Annotated in this window: 16 protein-coding genes and 1 pseudogene; 11 read left to right on the top strand and 6 right to left on the bottom strand. The window is 70.3% G+C overall.

Going from position 1 to position 15,151, the window contains the following annotated elements:
• Positions 1-3 precede the first annotated feature (3 nt).
• From AB0389_RS25760 to AB0389_RS25740, 5 genes are all read right to left on the bottom strand, one after another.
• The gene (locus AB0389_RS25760; RefSeq protein ID WP_366397851.1) at positions 4-1,065 is read right to left on the bottom strand and encodes an ABC transporter permease; all 1,062 of its coding nucleotides are present in this window, start codon (positions 1,063-1,065) and stop codon (positions 4-6) included.
• 65 nt (positions 1,066-1,130) lie between these two features.
• Positions 1,131-2,333: an MFS transporter gene (locus AB0389_RS25755; protein ID WP_366397850.1), complete on the bottom strand. Its 1,203-nt coding sequence runs from the start codon at positions 2,331-2,333 to the stop codon at positions 1,131-1,133.
• Between the two features lie 81 nt (positions 2,334-2,414).
• Positions 2,415-3,482: an alkene reductase gene (locus AB0389_RS25750; protein WP_366397849.1), complete on the bottom strand. Its 1,068-nt coding sequence runs from the start codon at positions 3,480-3,482 to the stop codon at positions 2,415-2,417.
• A 119-nt stretch (positions 3,483-3,601) separates the two neighbouring features.
• The gene (locus tag AB0389_RS25745) at positions 3,602-4,372 is read right to left on the bottom strand and encodes an SDR family NAD(P)-dependent oxidoreductase (protein WP_366397848.1); all 771 of its coding nucleotides are present in this window, start codon (positions 4,370-4,372) and stop codon (positions 3,602-3,604) included.
• Positions 4,373-4,567: 195 nt separating this feature from the next.
• Positions 4,568-5,071: a MarR family winged helix-turn-helix transcriptional regulator gene (locus AB0389_RS25740; RefSeq protein WP_366397847.1), complete on the bottom strand. Its 504-nt coding sequence runs from the start codon at positions 5,069-5,071 to the stop codon at positions 4,568-4,570.
• 297 nt (positions 5,072-5,368) lie between these two features.
• Here AB0389_RS25740 and AB0389_RS25735 point away from each other — a divergent pair, with 297 nt between their 5' ends.
• The 10 genes from AB0389_RS25735 to AB0389_RS25690 all read left to right on the top strand — a co-directional run bounded on the left by AB0389_RS25735 (position 5,369) and on the right by AB0389_RS25690 (position 14,123).
• A complete protein-coding gene (locus AB0389_RS25735) occupies positions 5,369-5,965 on the top strand; it encodes an isochorismatase family protein (protein WP_366397846.1) in 597 nt (198 codons plus the stop codon).
• Positions 5,966-6,083: 118 nt separating this feature from the next.
• Positions 6,084-7,019, top strand: coding sequence for an alpha/beta hydrolase (locus AB0389_RS25730; RefSeq protein ID WP_366397845.1), 936 nt, complete (start codon positions 6,084-6,086; stop codon positions 7,017-7,019).
• 85 nt (positions 7,020-7,104) lie between these two features.
• Entirely contained in the window at positions 7,105-7,572 is a 468-nt protein-coding gene (locus AB0389_RS25725) for a cupin domain-containing protein (RefSeq protein WP_366397844.1), read from the top strand.
• A 77-nt stretch (positions 7,573-7,649) separates the two neighbouring features.
• Entirely contained in the window at positions 7,650-8,003 is a 354-nt protein-coding gene (locus AB0389_RS25720; protein WP_366397910.1) for a tetratricopeptide repeat protein, read from the top strand.
• Positions 8,004-8,095: 92 nt separating this feature from the next.
• Entirely contained in the window at positions 8,096-8,740 is a 645-nt protein-coding gene (locus AB0389_RS25715) for a TetR family transcriptional regulator (protein ID WP_366397843.1), read from the top strand.
• Between the two features lie 195 nt (positions 8,741-8,935).
• A complete protein-coding gene (locus AB0389_RS25710; protein ID WP_366397842.1) occupies positions 8,936-10,465 on the top strand; it encodes an MFS transporter in 1,530 nt (509 codons plus the stop codon).
• A 34-nt stretch (positions 10,466-10,499) separates the two neighbouring features.
• Positions 10,500-11,351 (top strand): pirin family protein, encoded by an 852-nt coding sequence (locus AB0389_RS25705; RefSeq protein ID WP_366397841.1) that lies wholly within the window; start codon positions 10,500-10,502, stop codon positions 11,349-11,351.
• Positions 11,352-11,392: 41 nt separating this feature from the next.
• The gene (locus AB0389_RS25700) at positions 11,393-12,478 is read left to right on the top strand and encodes an FAD-dependent oxidoreductase (RefSeq protein WP_366397840.1); all 1,086 of its coding nucleotides are present in this window, start codon (positions 11,393-11,395) and stop codon (positions 12,476-12,478) included.
• A gap of 142 nt (positions 12,479-12,620) precedes the next feature.
• The gene (locus AB0389_RS25695; RefSeq protein WP_366397839.1) at positions 12,621-13,109 is read left to right on the top strand and encodes a cupin domain-containing protein; all 489 of its coding nucleotides are present in this window, start codon (positions 12,621-12,623) and stop codon (positions 13,107-13,109) included.
• Between the two features lie 141 nt (positions 13,110-13,250).
• Positions 13,251-14,123: an LLM class flavin-dependent oxidoreductase gene (locus AB0389_RS25690; protein WP_366397838.1), complete on the top strand. Its 873-nt coding sequence runs from the start codon at positions 13,251-13,253 to the stop codon at positions 14,121-14,123.
• 358 nt (positions 14,124-14,481) lie between these two features.
• Here AB0389_RS25690 and AB0389_RS25685 read toward each other — a convergent pair whose 3' ends face one another.
• Positions 14,482-14,646, bottom strand: a complete 165-nt coding sequence (locus AB0389_RS25685) for a hypothetical protein (RefSeq protein ID WP_366397909.1) — start codon at positions 14,644-14,646, stop codon at positions 14,482-14,484.
• Positions 14,647-14,654: 8 nt separating this feature from the next.
• On the opposite strand from AB0389_RS25685, the pseudogene AB0389_RS25680 reads away from it, so the two are divergent.
• Positions 14,655-15,050 (top strand): annotated as a pseudogene (locus tag AB0389_RS25680) (cytochrome P450); the annotation flags it as partial.
• Positions 15,051-15,151: the final 101 nt, after the last annotated feature.

Below are 15,151 nucleotides of genomic sequence, written 5' to 3'. Positions count from 1 at the left end.
GCGTCAGTTCGCCGTGGCGGGGTGCGGCTCGCTCTCCGTTCCCGCACCGGCCGGTGCCTCGCGGCGGAAGACGTCCTTGAGGTAGAGCACCAGCGCGGCGCCGAGCACCCACAGCGGGAGGATCACCAGGGCGCGGGCCAGGCCGTCGTCCTGGAACCGGGACAGTCCCTGCATCGCGCGGACGCCCACCCCGACGGGCAGGATCTCGGACAGCGGGCGCAGCCAGCCGGGGAGGTAGGCCGGCGGCATGATACCGCCGCTGCTGCTGTTGCCGAGGATCAGCAGGAGGATCGAGGCGAGGCTGACGCCCGCGGAGCCGAACAGCCGGAGCAGCACCATGGTCGTGGCGGCGACGGCGGCGCCCATCAGCGCGACGACGGCGGCGAGGGGGAGGAAGGGGCCCGGCAGCGCGTTGAAGCCCGCGTTCCCCGCGATCGCGGTGACCAGGACACCTCCCACGACGCCGAACAGGGCCAGGCTGGCCATCCGCCAGCGGTATTCGAGCCGGGGCGCGAGCTGGTATGTCGTCATGCCGAAGAGGTAGCCGGCCAGCACCAGGCCGAAGGCCGCGTAGAACACGGAGAGGCCGCGCGTGTCCCCGGGCGCGGCGGGGGCCACGTCCTCGGCGGAGAGGTCGTGGTGTTCCGCCCGGGCCACGGAGCTGAACGCGGTGGTCACGCTCGCGGTGACGGCGGCTCCGTTGGCGCTGCCGTAGAGCAGCTTCCCGTCGCCGAGGTAGGCCGCGTACACCGACCTGTCCTGGACGGCCCGCCGGGCGGCGGACGCGTCGGGGTAGGTCTCCAGGGCGAAGCCGCCGGGAACGGCGCGCGCGAGGCCCTCGCGCAGGTGTGTCTGGTGTGTGCCGGTCTCCGTCGTCCCCACGCGGAGCTGATGGGGGCGCGGCGCGTGGAAGGCGGCGAGATAGACGCTGACGAACACGGTGCCGATCAGCAGGACGATCGCTACGGGGAGGAGGACGGCCCGCAGGTTTCCGGGGCCGGGCGGCGGATGGGCCACGTCCAGGGCGTGTTCGTGGGGCGGTCGTGGGGCGGTTCGCTGGGGCATGGGAGCAGGTTTCTGGGTCGGCACGGATACGGCGGGGCAGGCGGCGGGGTGGAGTTCGCGGGTCGCTACGGCTGAGCCGGCCGGGGACCGGGCGCCGGTGACGCCGTTCCGTCCGTTCGCGCGGATGCGCGGCGCTCCAGGGCGGCCGATACGACGGCCAGGACGAGCGCACCGGCGGCGAGCACCGCGCCGACCGCGGCCGGGGCGGTGTAGCCGAGGCCCGCGGAGATCACCGTGCCGCCGAGCCAGGCGGCGAGGGCGTTGCCCAGGTTGAAGGCCCCGACGTTGACGGCCGAGGCGAGCGTCGGGGCGCCGGCGGCATGGTCCAGGACCCGCTTCTGGAGCGGCGGTACGGCGGCGAAGCCGAGCGCGCCGATCAGGGTGATGGTGACCGCGGCGAGGATCTTGTGGTGCGCGGTGACGGTGAAGAGGCCGAGCACGATTCCGAGGGCGCCCAGCGAGACGTACAGCAGGGGCATCGGGGCGCGGTCGGCGAGCTTGCCGCCGATGAGGTTGCCGGCGACCATACCGAGCCCGAACAGGACGAGGAGCCAGGTCACCGATCCGTCCGCGTATCCGGCGACATTGGTCATCATCGGCGCGATATAGGTGATGGCCGCGAAGACCCCGCCGAAGCCGAGCACGGTCATCGCCATGGCGAGCAGGACCTGCACGTTCTTGAGCGCGGCCAGCTCGTGGCGGAGGAACACGCCCTCGGGCCTGGGCAGTTCGGGGACGAGCCGGGCGACACCGGCGAGCCCGACGACACCGAGCGCCGCGACGATCGTGAAGGTGACGCGCCAGCCGACGGACTGGCCGACGAAGGTGCCGAGCGGGACGCCGACGACATTGGCCACGGTCAGGCCCGTGAACATCAGGGCGATCGCGCCGGCCCGCTTCTCCGGCACCACCATTTCGGCCGCGACCACCGTGCCGATCCCGAAGAAGGCGCCGTGGGCGAGCGAGGAGACCACCCGGCCGATCAGCATCACGGCGAGGACGGGCGCCACGGCGGAGATCAGATTGCCCGCGATGAAGAGGCCCATCAGCAGCATCAGCATCCGCTTGCGCGGGACGCGGGTGCCCAGGATGGTCATGACCGGTGCACCGATCATGACGCCGAGCGCGTAGCCGGTCACCAGGAATCCGGCCGTGGGGATGGAGACACCGAAATCCGCCGCGACCTCGGGGAGCAGCCCCATGATCACGAATTCCGTGGTTCCGATCCCGAAGGCCCCGACCGCGAGGGCCAGCAGCGCGAGGGGCATGGCGTTTCCACCTTTCCGTTCAGTCGGGTTCCGGCGCGTGCCGTACGGGCCCGGATCGCGCTCCGGGCCCGTACACGGCTGCTAACCGAGGGCCGGGTAGTCGGTGTAGCCGTGCTCGTCGCCGCCGTAGAACGTCGCGCGGTCGGGCGTGTTGAACGGGCCGCCCCGCTGAAGCCGGGCCGGCAGGTCGGGGTTGGCCAGGAAGAGCGCGCCGAAGGACACCGCGTCGGTGGTGCCGTCCTCGACCAGGCTCAGCGACTCCGGGCCCGTGGGGTCCGGGTGCGTGAAGGGATTGAGGATGAACGTCCCCTGCCACTGCTTGCGCAGCTGGAGTGTCAGCTCGCGGTCCGGGCCCTCCATGAGGTGGAGGTAGGCCAGATCGAGCGGGGCGAGCGCGGTCAGCAGCTCTCCGTAGAGGACCGGGAGGTCGCTCTCCGTGATGTCGTTGTAGGGGTTGTCGGGCGAGATGCGGTAGCCGACCCGGTGGGCCCCGACGGCGTCGGCCACGGCCTTGGCCACCTCCACACCGAAGCGGATACGGCCCTGTACGGAGCCGCCCCAGCCGTCGGTACGGAGGTTGACGTTGTCGGAGAGGAACTGCTGGAGCAGGTAGCCGTTGGCGCCGTGGATCTCCACCCCGTCGAAGCCGGCGGCGATCGCGTTGCGCGCGGCGGAGGCGAAGTCGGCGATCGTCCGCTCGATCTCGGCGGGCGTGAGTTCCTTGGGGGTGACGCAGTCCTGGAGGCCCTCCGGGGTGAAGACCTGGGTCTTCGCGGCCACCGCCGAGGGGGCCACCGGGAGCAGACCGTCGGGCAGCAGGCTGGGGTGTCCGATACGGCCGGTGTGCATGAGCTGGGCGAAGATCACGCCGCCCTTCTCGTGCACGGCGTCGGTCACCGGGCGCCAGGCTTCCACCTGGGCCGAGCTGTGGATGCCGGGGGTGCTGGGGTAGCCCTGCCCCACCACGCTGGGCTGAAGACCCTCGGAGACGATCAGACCCGCCGACGCCCGCTGGGCGTAGTAGACGGCTGTCGCGTCGGTCGGCGTCTGGCCGGGGCCGTAGGCGCGGCTGCGGGTCATCGGCGACATCACGACGCGGTTGGCCAGCGTCACGCCGCCCAGGCTGAGCGCATCGAATGAAGTGGTCACGGAACCTCCAAAAAATATGGTCGACCAATCAATCCTTGAAGACTATATATTGGCCGACCAAGCAAAACGGAAAGGGGGTCGGGTGGGAGTCGGTCGGAGGTCTCCCCCCGCGCGCTCGCTTACGACCGGATGAGTCCGCCGTCGACGTACAGCGTCTGGCCGGTGACGAACGCGGCGTCGTCGGAGACGAGGAACGACAGCATGCCGGTGATGTCCTCGGGGACCTGGAGCCGCCGGATGGCCTGCATCTGCGGGACGGCCTCGAACAGGTCCGCGGGGCCGGCCTCGGTCGTCGCCGTCCGCACCATGCTGGGAGCGATGGCGTTGACGGTGATGCCCGCGCCGGCCAGATCGGTGGCCAGGCCCCGCGTGAAGCCGATCGCCGCCATCTTGCTCGCCGCGTAGTGCGAGAAGCCCGGGATGACCATCGCGACGGAGTTCGACGTCATGTTGACGATCCGGCCCCAGCCCCGCTCCCGCATGCCCGGCGTGAACGCCTTCGCGGTGTGGAACAGGGCGTCGACGTTCAGGGTGAACACCTTGCGCCACTGCTCGAAGGTGATGTCCTCGAACGGCTGGTTGGGGTAGACGCCGGCGTTGTTGACCAGGATGTCGGCCCCGCCGAGCCGCTCCGCGATCTCCTCCTGGGCCGCCGCCACGGCGGCGGGGTCGGTGAGGTCGGCCCGTACGCCGATGGCCTTGCCTCCCGCGTCACGGATCTCCGCGACGACCGTCGCGGCGTCGACCCGGTCGAGCACCGCCACGGCGGCGCCCTCGGCGGCCAGTCGCAGGGCGTAGGCGCGACCGATCCCGCCGGCGGCTCCGGTGATGACGGCGGTACGGCCCTCGTGCCGTCCGGCCGCCGGGCGGGTGTTGCTCCGGTCGGACATGGTGACTCCTTCGTCGGTCGGTGCGTCGGCCGGGCCGACCGCACTGGTTCAGGGTGGTCGGCACTCATGGCGGCGATGCGTCCAATTGGTCGACCAATCAATCACCTGCGACTATACATTGGTCGACCAAGGAAGTCATTCGGGAGGTGTCGCAGCCCTGTCTGCGGTGCGACGTCGGCCCGGCCCGGGCCCGGGTCAGGCGGTGGCGTCGGTTTCAGTGGCGGGCGGCGGAGTCGTGAGATTCGCCTCGATCCGGGCCAGCACCCGCATGGCCTGCTGGTACTCGCCCTCGGTGAAGCCGGCCGCGGTGACCTTTTCCAGGTCGCGCCACGCCTGTCTGACCTGGCGGTGCAGGGCCTGGCCCGCCCGGGTGGCGCTCACCACGATGGCCCGGCGGTCGTCGGGGGAGGGTTTGCGGGTGACGAAGCCGGACTGCTCCAGGCGCTGAAGCATCTTGGTGACGGTCGACGGATCGAGCCCCAGTGTCTTGATCAGGTCCGCCTGACGCTGCTCGCCGCGCTCCCACAGCCGCATCATCAGCAGCTCCTGGCCCGGGTAGAGGCCGGTGTCGCGCAGCAGGCCACCGGCCATGATCCGGTGCACGCGGGCCGCACGGAAAAGGGCCTCGCTCATCGGAGCATCGGCGACGGACGGCACCGCGTCCTCTCGCGCCTCCGTCGAATCCGGTTTCTGCGGCATGGCTATCGGTCCTCCTCGCGGGTGGGTCGCATCCCCGGCGGTCCTGCCGGGGCGCGTCCCTCCATCGTATTGGCCAGCCAAGGGAATCAGCGTGGCCCACATGTGGCCGACCAATGATAGTAGGTGATAGTGGGTGAAATGAGGGCACTGGCGTGTTTCCGGGGTGGGGAATAGATCCGGGATGGCGTACGCTCAAGACATCGATTGGCCGACCAAGTATTATCGGCTTGTCGAGTCACCGCCCGATCCGTACCGGAATCGGCGCAGCCAGCCATCCACCCTGGAAGGGGTCTTCCCATGACCGCACAGTCAGCTCAGCCGTTCACCGCCGACAACACCGCGATGCTTCTCATCGACCATCAGGTCGGGACCATGGGGTGGGTCGGTTCGATCGCCTACGACGAGATGAAGGCCAATGCCCTCGCCCTCGCCAAGACCGCCAAGGCCGTGGGTATACCGCTGGTCCTGACCTCGTCGATGGAGGCGTACGCCCAGGGCCCCCTGCTCCCCGAGCTGGCCGACATCGCGCCCGAGGAGTTCGCCGCCCGCGTTCAGCGCCAGGGCGTCGTCAACGCCTTCGACGACAAGAACTTCGCCGAAGCCGTCACCGCCACCGGCCGCACCAACCTCATCATCGCCGGCGTCACCAACGACGTCTGCACCGTCTTCCCCACCCTCGCCGCCCTCGCCAACGGCCACCCCGTCCAGGTCGTCGCCGACGCCGGCGGCTCCCCCTCCAAGATCGCCGACGACATCGCCATCCGTCGCATGGACAAGGCCGGCGCCACCATCACCTCCACCAACCAGCTCCTCGCCGAGCTCGCCGGAAACTGGACCACCGAGAACGGCACCAAGATCATCGGCATCCTCATGGAGCTTCTCCCCCAGAACTGACCCACGCCACACGACACACGCACACCACAGCCGCACACGGGGTGCGGAGCTTCCACCGAGCCCGCACCCCGCCGCGGTCCCGTGCGCTTGCGGTATCGGAACGCATCGGAGAGAAGAAGTGACGAGCGACATCACCCCGCGGATCCCGGCCGAGCCCGCGACGCCTTACGAGCAGGCCTCCGCCGACGACCTTCCCGAGGGGTTCACCCGGTTCGTCCGGGAGGTCAACGGCACGCTGATACACGGCGTCATCGGCGGTTCGGGCGAACCCCTCGTACTGCTGCACGGCTGGCCCCAGACCTGGCGGGAGTGGCGGTACCTGCTGCGGCCCCTCGCCGGCCTCGGGTACACCGTCATAGCCCCCGACCTGCGCGGTACCGGCGGTTCGGCGGTCACGGAAGCCGGCTACGACAAGGACAACCAGGCGCGCGACATGCACGAGCTGCTCCAGGTCCTGGGGCTGACCGGTCCGGTCCGCCTGGTCGGTCACGACATCGGCGGCATGGTCGCCTTCTCCTACGCCCGCCGCTACCCCGAGCAGGTCCACCGGCTGGCGCTGGTGGACCTGGCCGTCCCCGGATACGGGCTCGAAGAGATCATGGACCCGGCATCGGGCGGCCTCTTCCACTTCGGCCTCTTCATGACCCCCGAGGCGCCGGAACTGCTCTTCCGCGGCAACGAGAAGGCGTTCCTGACGTGGTGGTTCGCGAAGATGGCGGCCGTCCCCGAGGCCTTTCCGCCGGCGGAGATCGACATCGTCGCCGCCTCCCTGAGTCGGCAGGACGCCCTGCGCGGCGGGTTCGCGCACTACCACCGCACCCTGCTCCAGGACGGCCGGGACAACCGGGCCTGGGGCGAGGCCGGCGGTCGCCTGACGATGCCCGTGCTGGCCGTCGGCGCCGAGCACAGCGTCGGCAGCTATCTGGCGCGGACCCTGAAGCCCGTCGTACCCGGTGTGGAGGAAGCGGTGATCGCCGGCAGCGGCCACTACATCCCCGACGAGCGCCCCGAGGCCCTCCTCGCCGTACTCACCCCGTTCCTGGCAGCGGCCTGAGCCGAACGGGCTCCGCCGTGCTCCGTTGACGCCCCAATCCCGCAGGCCACCGTCATGGGTGGCCGAGACAGTGAAGGCTTGCATCATGTCCATGGCGTTCCTTGCCCAGCCCGACCAGCAGCAGACTCTTGAGTGGCTGGACGGCGGCACCTTCTCCGTCCTCCTCGACAGCGAGGCCACGGACGGGCAGCTCACGGTAGGGAGGTTCGATGTCGCCAAGGGGGAGGCGCCGCCCTTCCACATGCACACCCGTGAGGACGAGGTCTTCATGCTGATCAAGGGCGAGGCGCTGCTCTGGCTCGGGGACGAGCGGATGGAACTGTCCGAGGGCGGCATCGTCTACCTGCCCAAAAACATTCCGCACGGCTACCGCATCACCTCGGACACCGCCGACCTCCTGATGATCACCACCCCCGGCGGTATCGAGGGCATGTTCCGGCACGCCGGCCGTGACATCGCCACCCCGCGGCCCAAGGACTTCGCCATCACACCGGAGAGGCTGGCCGAAGCCGCCGAGAAGTACGGACAGATCCTCCTCGGCCCGCCACGGTGACCCACAGTTCGCCACTTGGTGCGTTCAATTAACCGGGAAGACAGAGGAGAGAAGCGGACATGGAGCGGAACCCGGAAATGGCGGACGGTGCCACGTCGTCGGCTGTCACGTCGTCCGCCACGTCATCGGCCGCGGAGGACTGGGAGCGAGCGAAGCTGCTCTTCGACGCCCGCGACTACATCGTCGCCGCCCGCATCCTGAGCGGCCTGGTCGCGGATCACCCCGAGCAGAACGGCCCCCGGCTGCTGCTCGCCCGCGCCTACTACCACTCGGCGGCCCTGAGCCGGGCCGAGTCCGAACTCCGCGCCCTGCTGGAGCGTGACGCCGGTGACGCCTACGCGCATCTGCTCCTCGGTCGCGCGCTGGAGCGTATGGGGCGCGCCGAAGAGGCCGTCCCCTATACGAAGGTGGCGAAGATCCTCGGCGCGTGAGGGGGAGTCGTACAACAGCGTCGTGCAACAGCGAGGATGCCCTCCGGGGGCGCGCTTGTAGCATCGGAGCGAGCGAGGAAAGGGGCCGGAGCGTGGTCGCCGCGAAGGGCACAGAAGAGGCGTCGCGGTCCGCGGTGACCGGCGGGGGCCGGCCGAGGAAGCAGGGCGTCGAGGCCGACTGCCCCCGTAAGGGCGAGCGTACCCGGCGGCGCATCCTGGAGGCCGCGCGCCGGAAGTTCGCGGAGGTCGGCTACGAGCGCGCCACCATCCGGGCCATCGCGGCGGAGGCCGACGTCGACAAGTCCTCGGTCATCCAGTACTTCGGCAGCAAGGACGGACTGTTCCGCGAGGCCGTTCACTGGGACATCCCCATCGCCCGGCTGACCACGGACGACCCCGCCGAGACCATCGAGAACTATGTACGGGGCATGCTCGGGGCCTGGGCCGCGGACCCCAACAGCCCCATGGCCGTACTGGTACGCGCCAGCATGACCAGCGAGGATGCCGCCGAACTCCTGCGCGGCCATATCACCGCCCAGGGCGTCGATCCGGTGGCCGCCACGATCGAGGGGCCGGATGCCCGGCTGCGGGCCGCGCTGATCAGCGCGATGATGATGGGCATCGCCAGCCAGCGCTATCTGCTGGGTATGCCGGACCTGGCCGCCGCGGACATCGAGGATGTCCTGCGCATCGTCGTCCCCCTATTCCGCGACCTCGTCGCCCCCGAAGGGCGCTGACGCCCTACTCCCTTCATCGTCAACCGGCGGAAGAAGCACTCCCGGCCGGGCGGTTCGGCATGCCCGCGGGCGGTGTCCCGCCGTGGCGCGGGGGCCGTGGGCCGTGGGGCCGTGGGGCCGTGGGGAATAAAACTCAACGCTTGTATATTTTTAGTGGTGCCGCTTCCGGCCCACCGCCGAACCAGGAGTCCAGCCATGCCGACCGACAGCACGACCGCCCCCGCGGCCCCGGAGTCCGCCCCACCCGGGGAAGCTCCCCGCGGGCGCCACCTCGGCCTCGCTCTCGTCGTCATCGCCGCCGCGCAGCTGATGGTCGTACTGGACGGCACGATCACGAACATCGCCCTGCCGAGCATCCAGAGCGACCTCGATGTCTCCGCGTCCAACCTGGCCTGGATCGTCAACGCGTACGCCCTCGCCTTCGGCGGGCTCCTCCTGCTCGGTGGCCGGGCCGGTGACCTGTTCGGCCGGCGCCGGATGTTCCGGGTCGGCATCGTGGTCTTCACCCTCGCCTCCGTGCTCGGCGGGCTGGCGCCGAACCAGGAGCTGCTGATCGGCGCCCGTATCCTCCAGGGCGTCGGTGCCTCGATCGCCGCGCCCACCGCGCTGTCCCTGATCGCGACCAACTTCCCCGAGGGCAAGCCGCGCAACAAGGCGATGGGCGTGTACGCGGCCATGGCGGGCCTCGGCTCCACGGTCGGTCTGCTGCTCGGCGGAGTCCTGACCGACTACCTCGACTGGCGCTGGGTCTTCTTCGTCAACATCCCCATCGGTCTCGCCGTGCTCGCCGGTACGAAGGTGCTCGCCGAGGGGCAGCGCAACACCGGACGCCTCGACGTACCCGGAGCGATCACCGGCACCGGCGGTCTCATCTCCCTCGTCTACGCCATCACGCGCGGCGGCCAGGACGGCTGGACCGACACCCTGACGCTCGTCTTCTTCGGCCTCGCCGTCGTCCTGCTCGCGCTCTTCCTCGTCCTCCAGGCGCGTTCCTCGCATCCGATGATGCCGCCGCGGCTGTTCAAGGACCGTAACCGCGCGGGCTCGTACGCGACCATGCTGTTCCTGGGCGCGGGCATGTTCGCCACCTTCTACTTCCTGACGCTGTACATGCAGCAGATCCTCGGCTACAGCCCGGTCCGCACCGGCTTCGCGTATCTGCCGTTCAGCTTCGGCATGGGCATGGCCGCGGGGATCAGCTCCAAGCTGGTGGCCCGGCTGGCGCCCCGGCAGATCGCGGGCCCCGGACTGGTTCTCGGCGCGGCGGGGATGTTCTGGTTCAGCACCCTGGAGCCGGGTTCCTCGTACGCCACGCATCTGATGCCCGCCATGTTCGTCACCGCGCTCGGCCTCGGCATGAGCTTCGTCCCGATGACGCTCGGCGCGGTCAGCGGAGTGCGCGACCAGGACTCCGGAATCGCCTCCGCGCTGCTCAACACGGCGCAGCAGGTGGGCGGCGCGCTGGGGCTGGCGGTGCTCACCACGATCTCCACGTCGGCGGCGAACGACCGTCTTCCCGAAGCGGCGGGAGCCTTCTACCGGGCCGTCGCCATTCAGGACTTCGCCACCGTCGCCAAGGCGGGCGAGGCCCTGACCCACGGCTACACCACGGCGTTCACCGTCGCGGGATCCCTGTTCGCGGGCGGCCTGCTGATCACACTGTTCGCCGTCAACGCGAAGAAGCAGGACCACGGGGAGTCCACCCCGGCCGCCCACATCGGCTGACACACGAGAAAAGACGAGCAACGAGGAGTACGGCATGAACGCGCCCCGAGTCCTGTCCACCGTCACGGAGATCGACACCCACGAGAGAGGCACACTGTTCTCGGCCCGAGGCGCGCGCTTCTCCGTCGACCTCGATCCGTTCCTCAACACCGACCTCTTCCGGATGACCGGACCGGTCTTCGCACCGCATCCGCACGCCGGCTTCTCCGCGGTCACCTACCTGTTCGACGACTCCACCACCCGGTTCCACAACCGGGACAGTCTCGGCGACACCAGCATGATCGAGCCGGGCGGGGTGCACTGGACCGTCGCGGGCTCGGGCATCGTGCACGACGAGGTGGTCGAGGAGATCGGGCGGCTCGGGCACGGCGCGCAGATCTTCGTCCGGCTGCCCGAGGCCGTCGAGCAGGACGATCCGTACGGCATGCACTTCACCCCGGGGGAGCTGCCCTCGGACGAACTCGCCGAGGGCGTGCGGGTCCGCGTGGTGGCGGGGGAGGCGTTCGGGTTGCGCTCGCCGGTGCGCGAGGCGGCCGGATCGCACGTCTACGACCTGACGCTGGGCCCCGGCGCCCGCGTCGCGATACCGGTGGACCCCGGCTTCCGGGGCTTCGTGATGACGGTCGGGGGCGAGGGCAGGATCGCGACTCCCGGGAGCCGGGGCGAGCTGGGCCCGGTCGGACTCGCCGTGTTCGAACCCGGTGACGGAGACGTGGAGTTGACGGCGGGGGAGCGGGGCGCGCAGTTCCTCTTCGGGGCCGGCCGGCCGCTCCGTACCCCCGCGTACATGTACGGCGGGTTCTGCCTCTCCAGCCGCACGCGCGTCACCGAAGCCGTCGAGCGCTACCACTCGGGCGCGATGCACGGACTCCTGACGGCACCGTGACGCAGGACGTCCCAGACACATATGACACGCAAGGAGCACAGATGTCCCCGACCGTAGTGATCATCGGTGGAGGTTACGGCGGAAGCGCCGCGGCCAAGGCGCTGGACGACGTCGCCGATGTCGTCCTCGTCGACCCCAAGGACGCGTTCTTCCACGCCGTCGGCGCCCTGCGCGCCGTGGTGGACCCGGAGTTCCTGCCGAAGGTCTTCTTCCCCTACGACAAGCTGCTGGCCAACGGGCGCGTGATACGCGACCGTGCGGTACGGGTCGAACCGGGCCGGGTGGTCCTGGCCTCGGGCGAGGAACTCGCCGCCGACTACACCGTGCTGGCCAGCGGCTCCGGCTATCCCTTCCCCGCCAAGAGCGACATCGACGACACCGCGGCTGCCCAGCGGAAGTACCGCGAGGCGCACGCCGACCTCCAGGCGGCCGAACAGGTACTGCTGCTCGGCGCCGGACCGGTCGGGCTGGAGTTCGCCGGCGAGATCAAGGCCGTGTGGCCGGGGAAGAAGGTCGTCATCGTCGACCCGGTGACAGACATCCTCGGCGAGTACGTGCCCGAGCTGCGCGAGGAGATCCGCCGCCAGCTCGCCGAACTCGACGTCCAGCTCGTCCTGGGCGCGCCTCTCAAGGAGAACCCGCCCACCGCGCCCGGTGAGCGCGGCACCTTCCACGTCACCACCGCGGCGGACGTCGACATCACCGCGGGCATCTGGTTCCGCTGCTTCGGAGTCGTCCCCCACACCGACTACCTCGCCGGCGCCCTCGCGGACGTACGCCGGGCGAACGGCCGGATCGCCGTCACCGACACCCTCCAGGTCAAGGGGCAGGACACGGTCTTCGCCCTCGGCGACATCACCGACATCAACGAGTCCAAGCGCGCGGGCGCGGCTTCGCGCCACGCACAGGTGGTCGCCGGCAACATCAAGGCACTCGTGGCAGGCTCCGGCGAACTCGCCACGTACCAGCCGGGTCCCCCCGCGATCCTCCTGCCGCTCGGTCCGAACGGAGGCGCGGCCCAACTCCCCGGCCAGGGCGTACGCGGCGCCGACGTCGCGACTCAGCACAAGGGCGCGGACCTGATGACGGGCCGCTTCGGCGAGCTGTTCGGAACGCGGACGCCGTGAGCGCCACCCACTGGCCCGGCTCACCCCCTGGCGAAAGGGCGCCACCCGCACGGCCAGGTCGCACACTTCCTGTCAAATGGTATGAAAATACCTAGAGAAGCGCATTTCTGCTCACCGCCGGACCGTATTCTTGGAGATGCCCATGACCGCACCCGGGTTTGTCGCGACCGAGGCCGACGGCACCGCCGTCTGGTACATGGAGTCGCTCATGACCGTGCTCGCCTCCGCCGAGGACACCGACGGGAAGTTCGGCGTCCTCGAAGTACGGGCCAAGCCCGGAATGGCCGGACCGCCGCACATCCACCACAAGCACGACGAAGCCTTCTACGTCCTGGAGGGGAACGTTACGGCCCGATGCGGGGACGACGTGCACGAATGCGGCCCCGGCGCGTTCATCTGGCTGCCGCGAGGAGTGCGGCACCAGGTCAACGTGGCCGGTGACGCCGAGGTGCGGATGCTGGAGTTCTCCCTGCCCGGCGGCATCGAGGCCTTCCACCGCGAGGCCGGGGTCCCGGCCGGGGCCCGGACGGTGCCGCCGGCATCGGTCCGGCCGGACATGGACGTGCTGCGCCGGCTGGCGGCGAAGTACGACGTCGAGATCGTCGGTCCACCGCCCGCCCCGGCGGGCTGACCGGCCGAACCCCCGGCAGGACCGCAGTGCCTGTCTCCCCGTGGATCAGGGGAGACCGTCACTGCGGTCCCGTCGAACAATGTGTGACAAGTAGATACCTTTTGACACGAGTCATGATGACCGAGTGAGCGGAGCCCTCCCATGTCACTTCCCGTCCTCTTCGGCGCCAACGTCGACCCTGTCTGGGCGGACCCGGGGCAGCCGCTCCGGATCACCCGGCAGATCGAGAAGGCCGGCCTCGACCTCGTCACGGTCCAGGACCACCCGTACCAGGCCGCGTTCTACGACGCCTGGACGCTGATCAGCTACCTCGCGGGCGCCACCGAGAAGGTCACCTTCGTACCCACGGTCGCCAACCTGCCGCTCAGGCCGCCCGCGATGCTCGCGAAGTCCGCGGCCAGTCTCGATGTCCTCGCCCCCGGGCGGATCCAGCTCGGTCTCGGTACCGGGGCGTTCTGGGACGCGATCGAGGCCATGGGCGGACCGCGCCGGGAGGCCAAGGAGGCCGTGGCGGCGCTCGACGAGGCCATCGACATCACCCGGCTGATGTGGAGCGGCGAGCGCTCCGTGCGCTTCAAGGGCGCGCACTACGCGCTCGCCGGCGTCCACCCGGGACCCGCCCCCTCGTCCGGCCTCGGAATCTGGCTCGGCGCCTACGGCCCCCGCATGCTGGCGCTCACCGGCAGGAAGGCGGACGGCTGGATGCCCTCGTACGGCTTCCTCGGCCTCGACCGGCTGGGGGACGCCGTCGCGCGGATCGACGCGAGCGCGGAGGAGGCGGGCCGGGACCCCGCGTCCCTGCGCAAGATCTACAACCTCAACGGACTGATCAGCCCCGTCGAGTCCGCCACACCGTTCCAGGGCGACACGCGCCAGTGGGTCGACCAGCTCGTCTCCCTCGTGCGCGACCACGGGATGAACGGCTTCGTCTACTGGCCCGACGCCGACCACCTGCGCCAGCTGACTCTGTTCGCGCTGGAGGTCGTACCGGCGGTGCGCGCGGCTCTCACGTAGAGGCCGGGCCGGGGGATCCGGGCGTCGTGGGGCGGGAATGCGCACCCGGCTCGCCCCTGAACTCCCGGACCGGCTGACCGGGCTCCCCGGCGACATCGCCGAGGCGCTGGTGCCCGCGTTGAAGCCGGGCGGTTCGTACACGACCGTCAACGGTCCGTCGGATTCACCGACGGGGTGCCCGCGTCCGTCGGGCGCACAGAACCGCCTCGTCCTCGCGATCGCCGACGGGACCGGCGGAGCCCCGGGGGGCAACGAACTCGTCGTCGGCCGGGCCTCAGATACTTCCACCGGTCGTCGTGCGCCGACGGTCGGACCAGAGTCCCAGCCGCGCAGGAGGGATGTTTTGCGGGTGCTTCTGTCAGGAGGCATGCCGGAGCGGCAGGATGATGGCGGAGGGGTGCTCGGGGTCGTGGAAGACCTGCTGGTCGGCGCTGCGGAGGCGGGCTGTTGTGGCGCGGGGTTCGCCGGTTCCGGGGTTGCGGTTGTAGCGGGGGAAGGCGCCGCTGGAGACCTGGACGCGGATGCGGTGGCCGCGCCATCGCCGATCCCCGCTTCTCCCTCGACAAGCGCAATGCGGCGCCGGGCGGCTACCACGGTCTCTCGCTGCCGCCGGCGCTGGACGACAACCTGCTCAACATGGACCCGCCGGACCACACCCGCATCCGGCGCCTGGTATCCAAGGCGTTCACCCCGCGCCGTGTCGACCTTCTGCGGGCACCCGTCAGGAAGACCGCCGACGCGCTGCTCGACGCCATCGCGCCGCTCGGCCGCGCCGACCTCATCGCCTGGTACGCCGCGCCACTGCCGATCGCCGTCGTCTGTGATCTCCTGGGCGTGGCCCCGGACGACCGGCAGGACTTCCGGTCCTGGACCGATGCCCTGGTGGCCCCGGACCCTGTCAGGCCCGAGAAGGAGAAGGAGGCCGTCCGTTTCACCGATCCCGACCGGCTCGACAACAGCCGCGACGCGTCCGGCCATCTCGTCCGCGGCTGACACTCGACATCGCGCCGGGCGAACTTAAGTGGCGG

This window comes from Streptomyces sp. NPDC093109, from assembly GCF_040701725.1.
Taxonomy (GTDB): domain Bacteria; phylum Actinomycetota; class Actinomycetes; order Streptomycetales; family Streptomycetaceae; genus Streptomyces.
Note: the sequence above shows the minus strand (reverse complement) of the source record. Positions and strands in the feature narration are given on the sequence as shown.

Bases quoted from the DNA above. Each gene is read 5' to 3' on its own strand.
- AB0389_RS25760 (WP_366397851.1), bottom strand. From the start codon at position 1,065: ATGCCCCAGCGAACCGCCCCACGACCGCCCCACGAACACGCCCTGGAC.
- AB0389_RS25755 (WP_366397850.1), bottom strand. From the start codon at position 2,333: ATGCCCCTCGCGCTGCTGGCCCTCGCGGTCGGGGCCTTCGGGATCGGA.
- AB0389_RS25745 (WP_366397848.1), bottom strand. From the start codon at position 4,372: ATGTCCGACCGGAGCAACACCCGCCCGGCGGCCGGACGGCACGAGGGC.
- AB0389_RS25740 (WP_366397847.1), bottom strand. From the start codon at position 5,071: ATGCCGCAGAAACCGGATTCGACGGAGGCGCGAGAGGACGCGGTGCCG.
- AB0389_RS25735 (WP_366397846.1), top strand. From the start codon at position 5,369: ATGACCGCACAGTCAGCTCAGCCGTTCACCGCCGACAACACCGCGATG.
- AB0389_RS25725 (WP_366397844.1), top strand. From the start codon at position 7,105: ATGTCCATGGCGTTCCTTGCCCAGCCCGACCAGCAGCAGACTCTTGAG.
- AB0389_RS25720 (WP_366397910.1), top strand. From the start codon at position 7,650: ATGGCGGACGGTGCCACGTCGTCGGCTGTCACGTCGTCCGCCACGTCA.
- AB0389_RS25710 (WP_366397842.1), top strand. From the start codon at position 8,936: ATGCCGACCGACAGCACGACCGCCCCCGCGGCCCCGGAGTCCGCCCCA.
- AB0389_RS25705 (WP_366397841.1), top strand. From the start codon at position 10,500: ATGAACGCGCCCCGAGTCCTGTCCACCGTCACGGAGATCGACACCCAC.
- AB0389_RS25700 (WP_366397840.1), top strand. From the start codon at position 11,393: ATGTCCCCGACCGTAGTGATCATCGGTGGAGGTTACGGCGGAAGCGCC.
- AB0389_RS25695 (WP_366397839.1), top strand. From the start codon at position 12,621: ATGACCGCACCCGGGTTTGTCGCGACCGAGGCCGACGGCACCGCCGTC.
- AB0389_RS25690 (WP_366397838.1), top strand. From the start codon at position 13,251: ATGTCACTTCCCGTCCTCTTCGGCGCCAACGTCGACCCTGTCTGGGCG.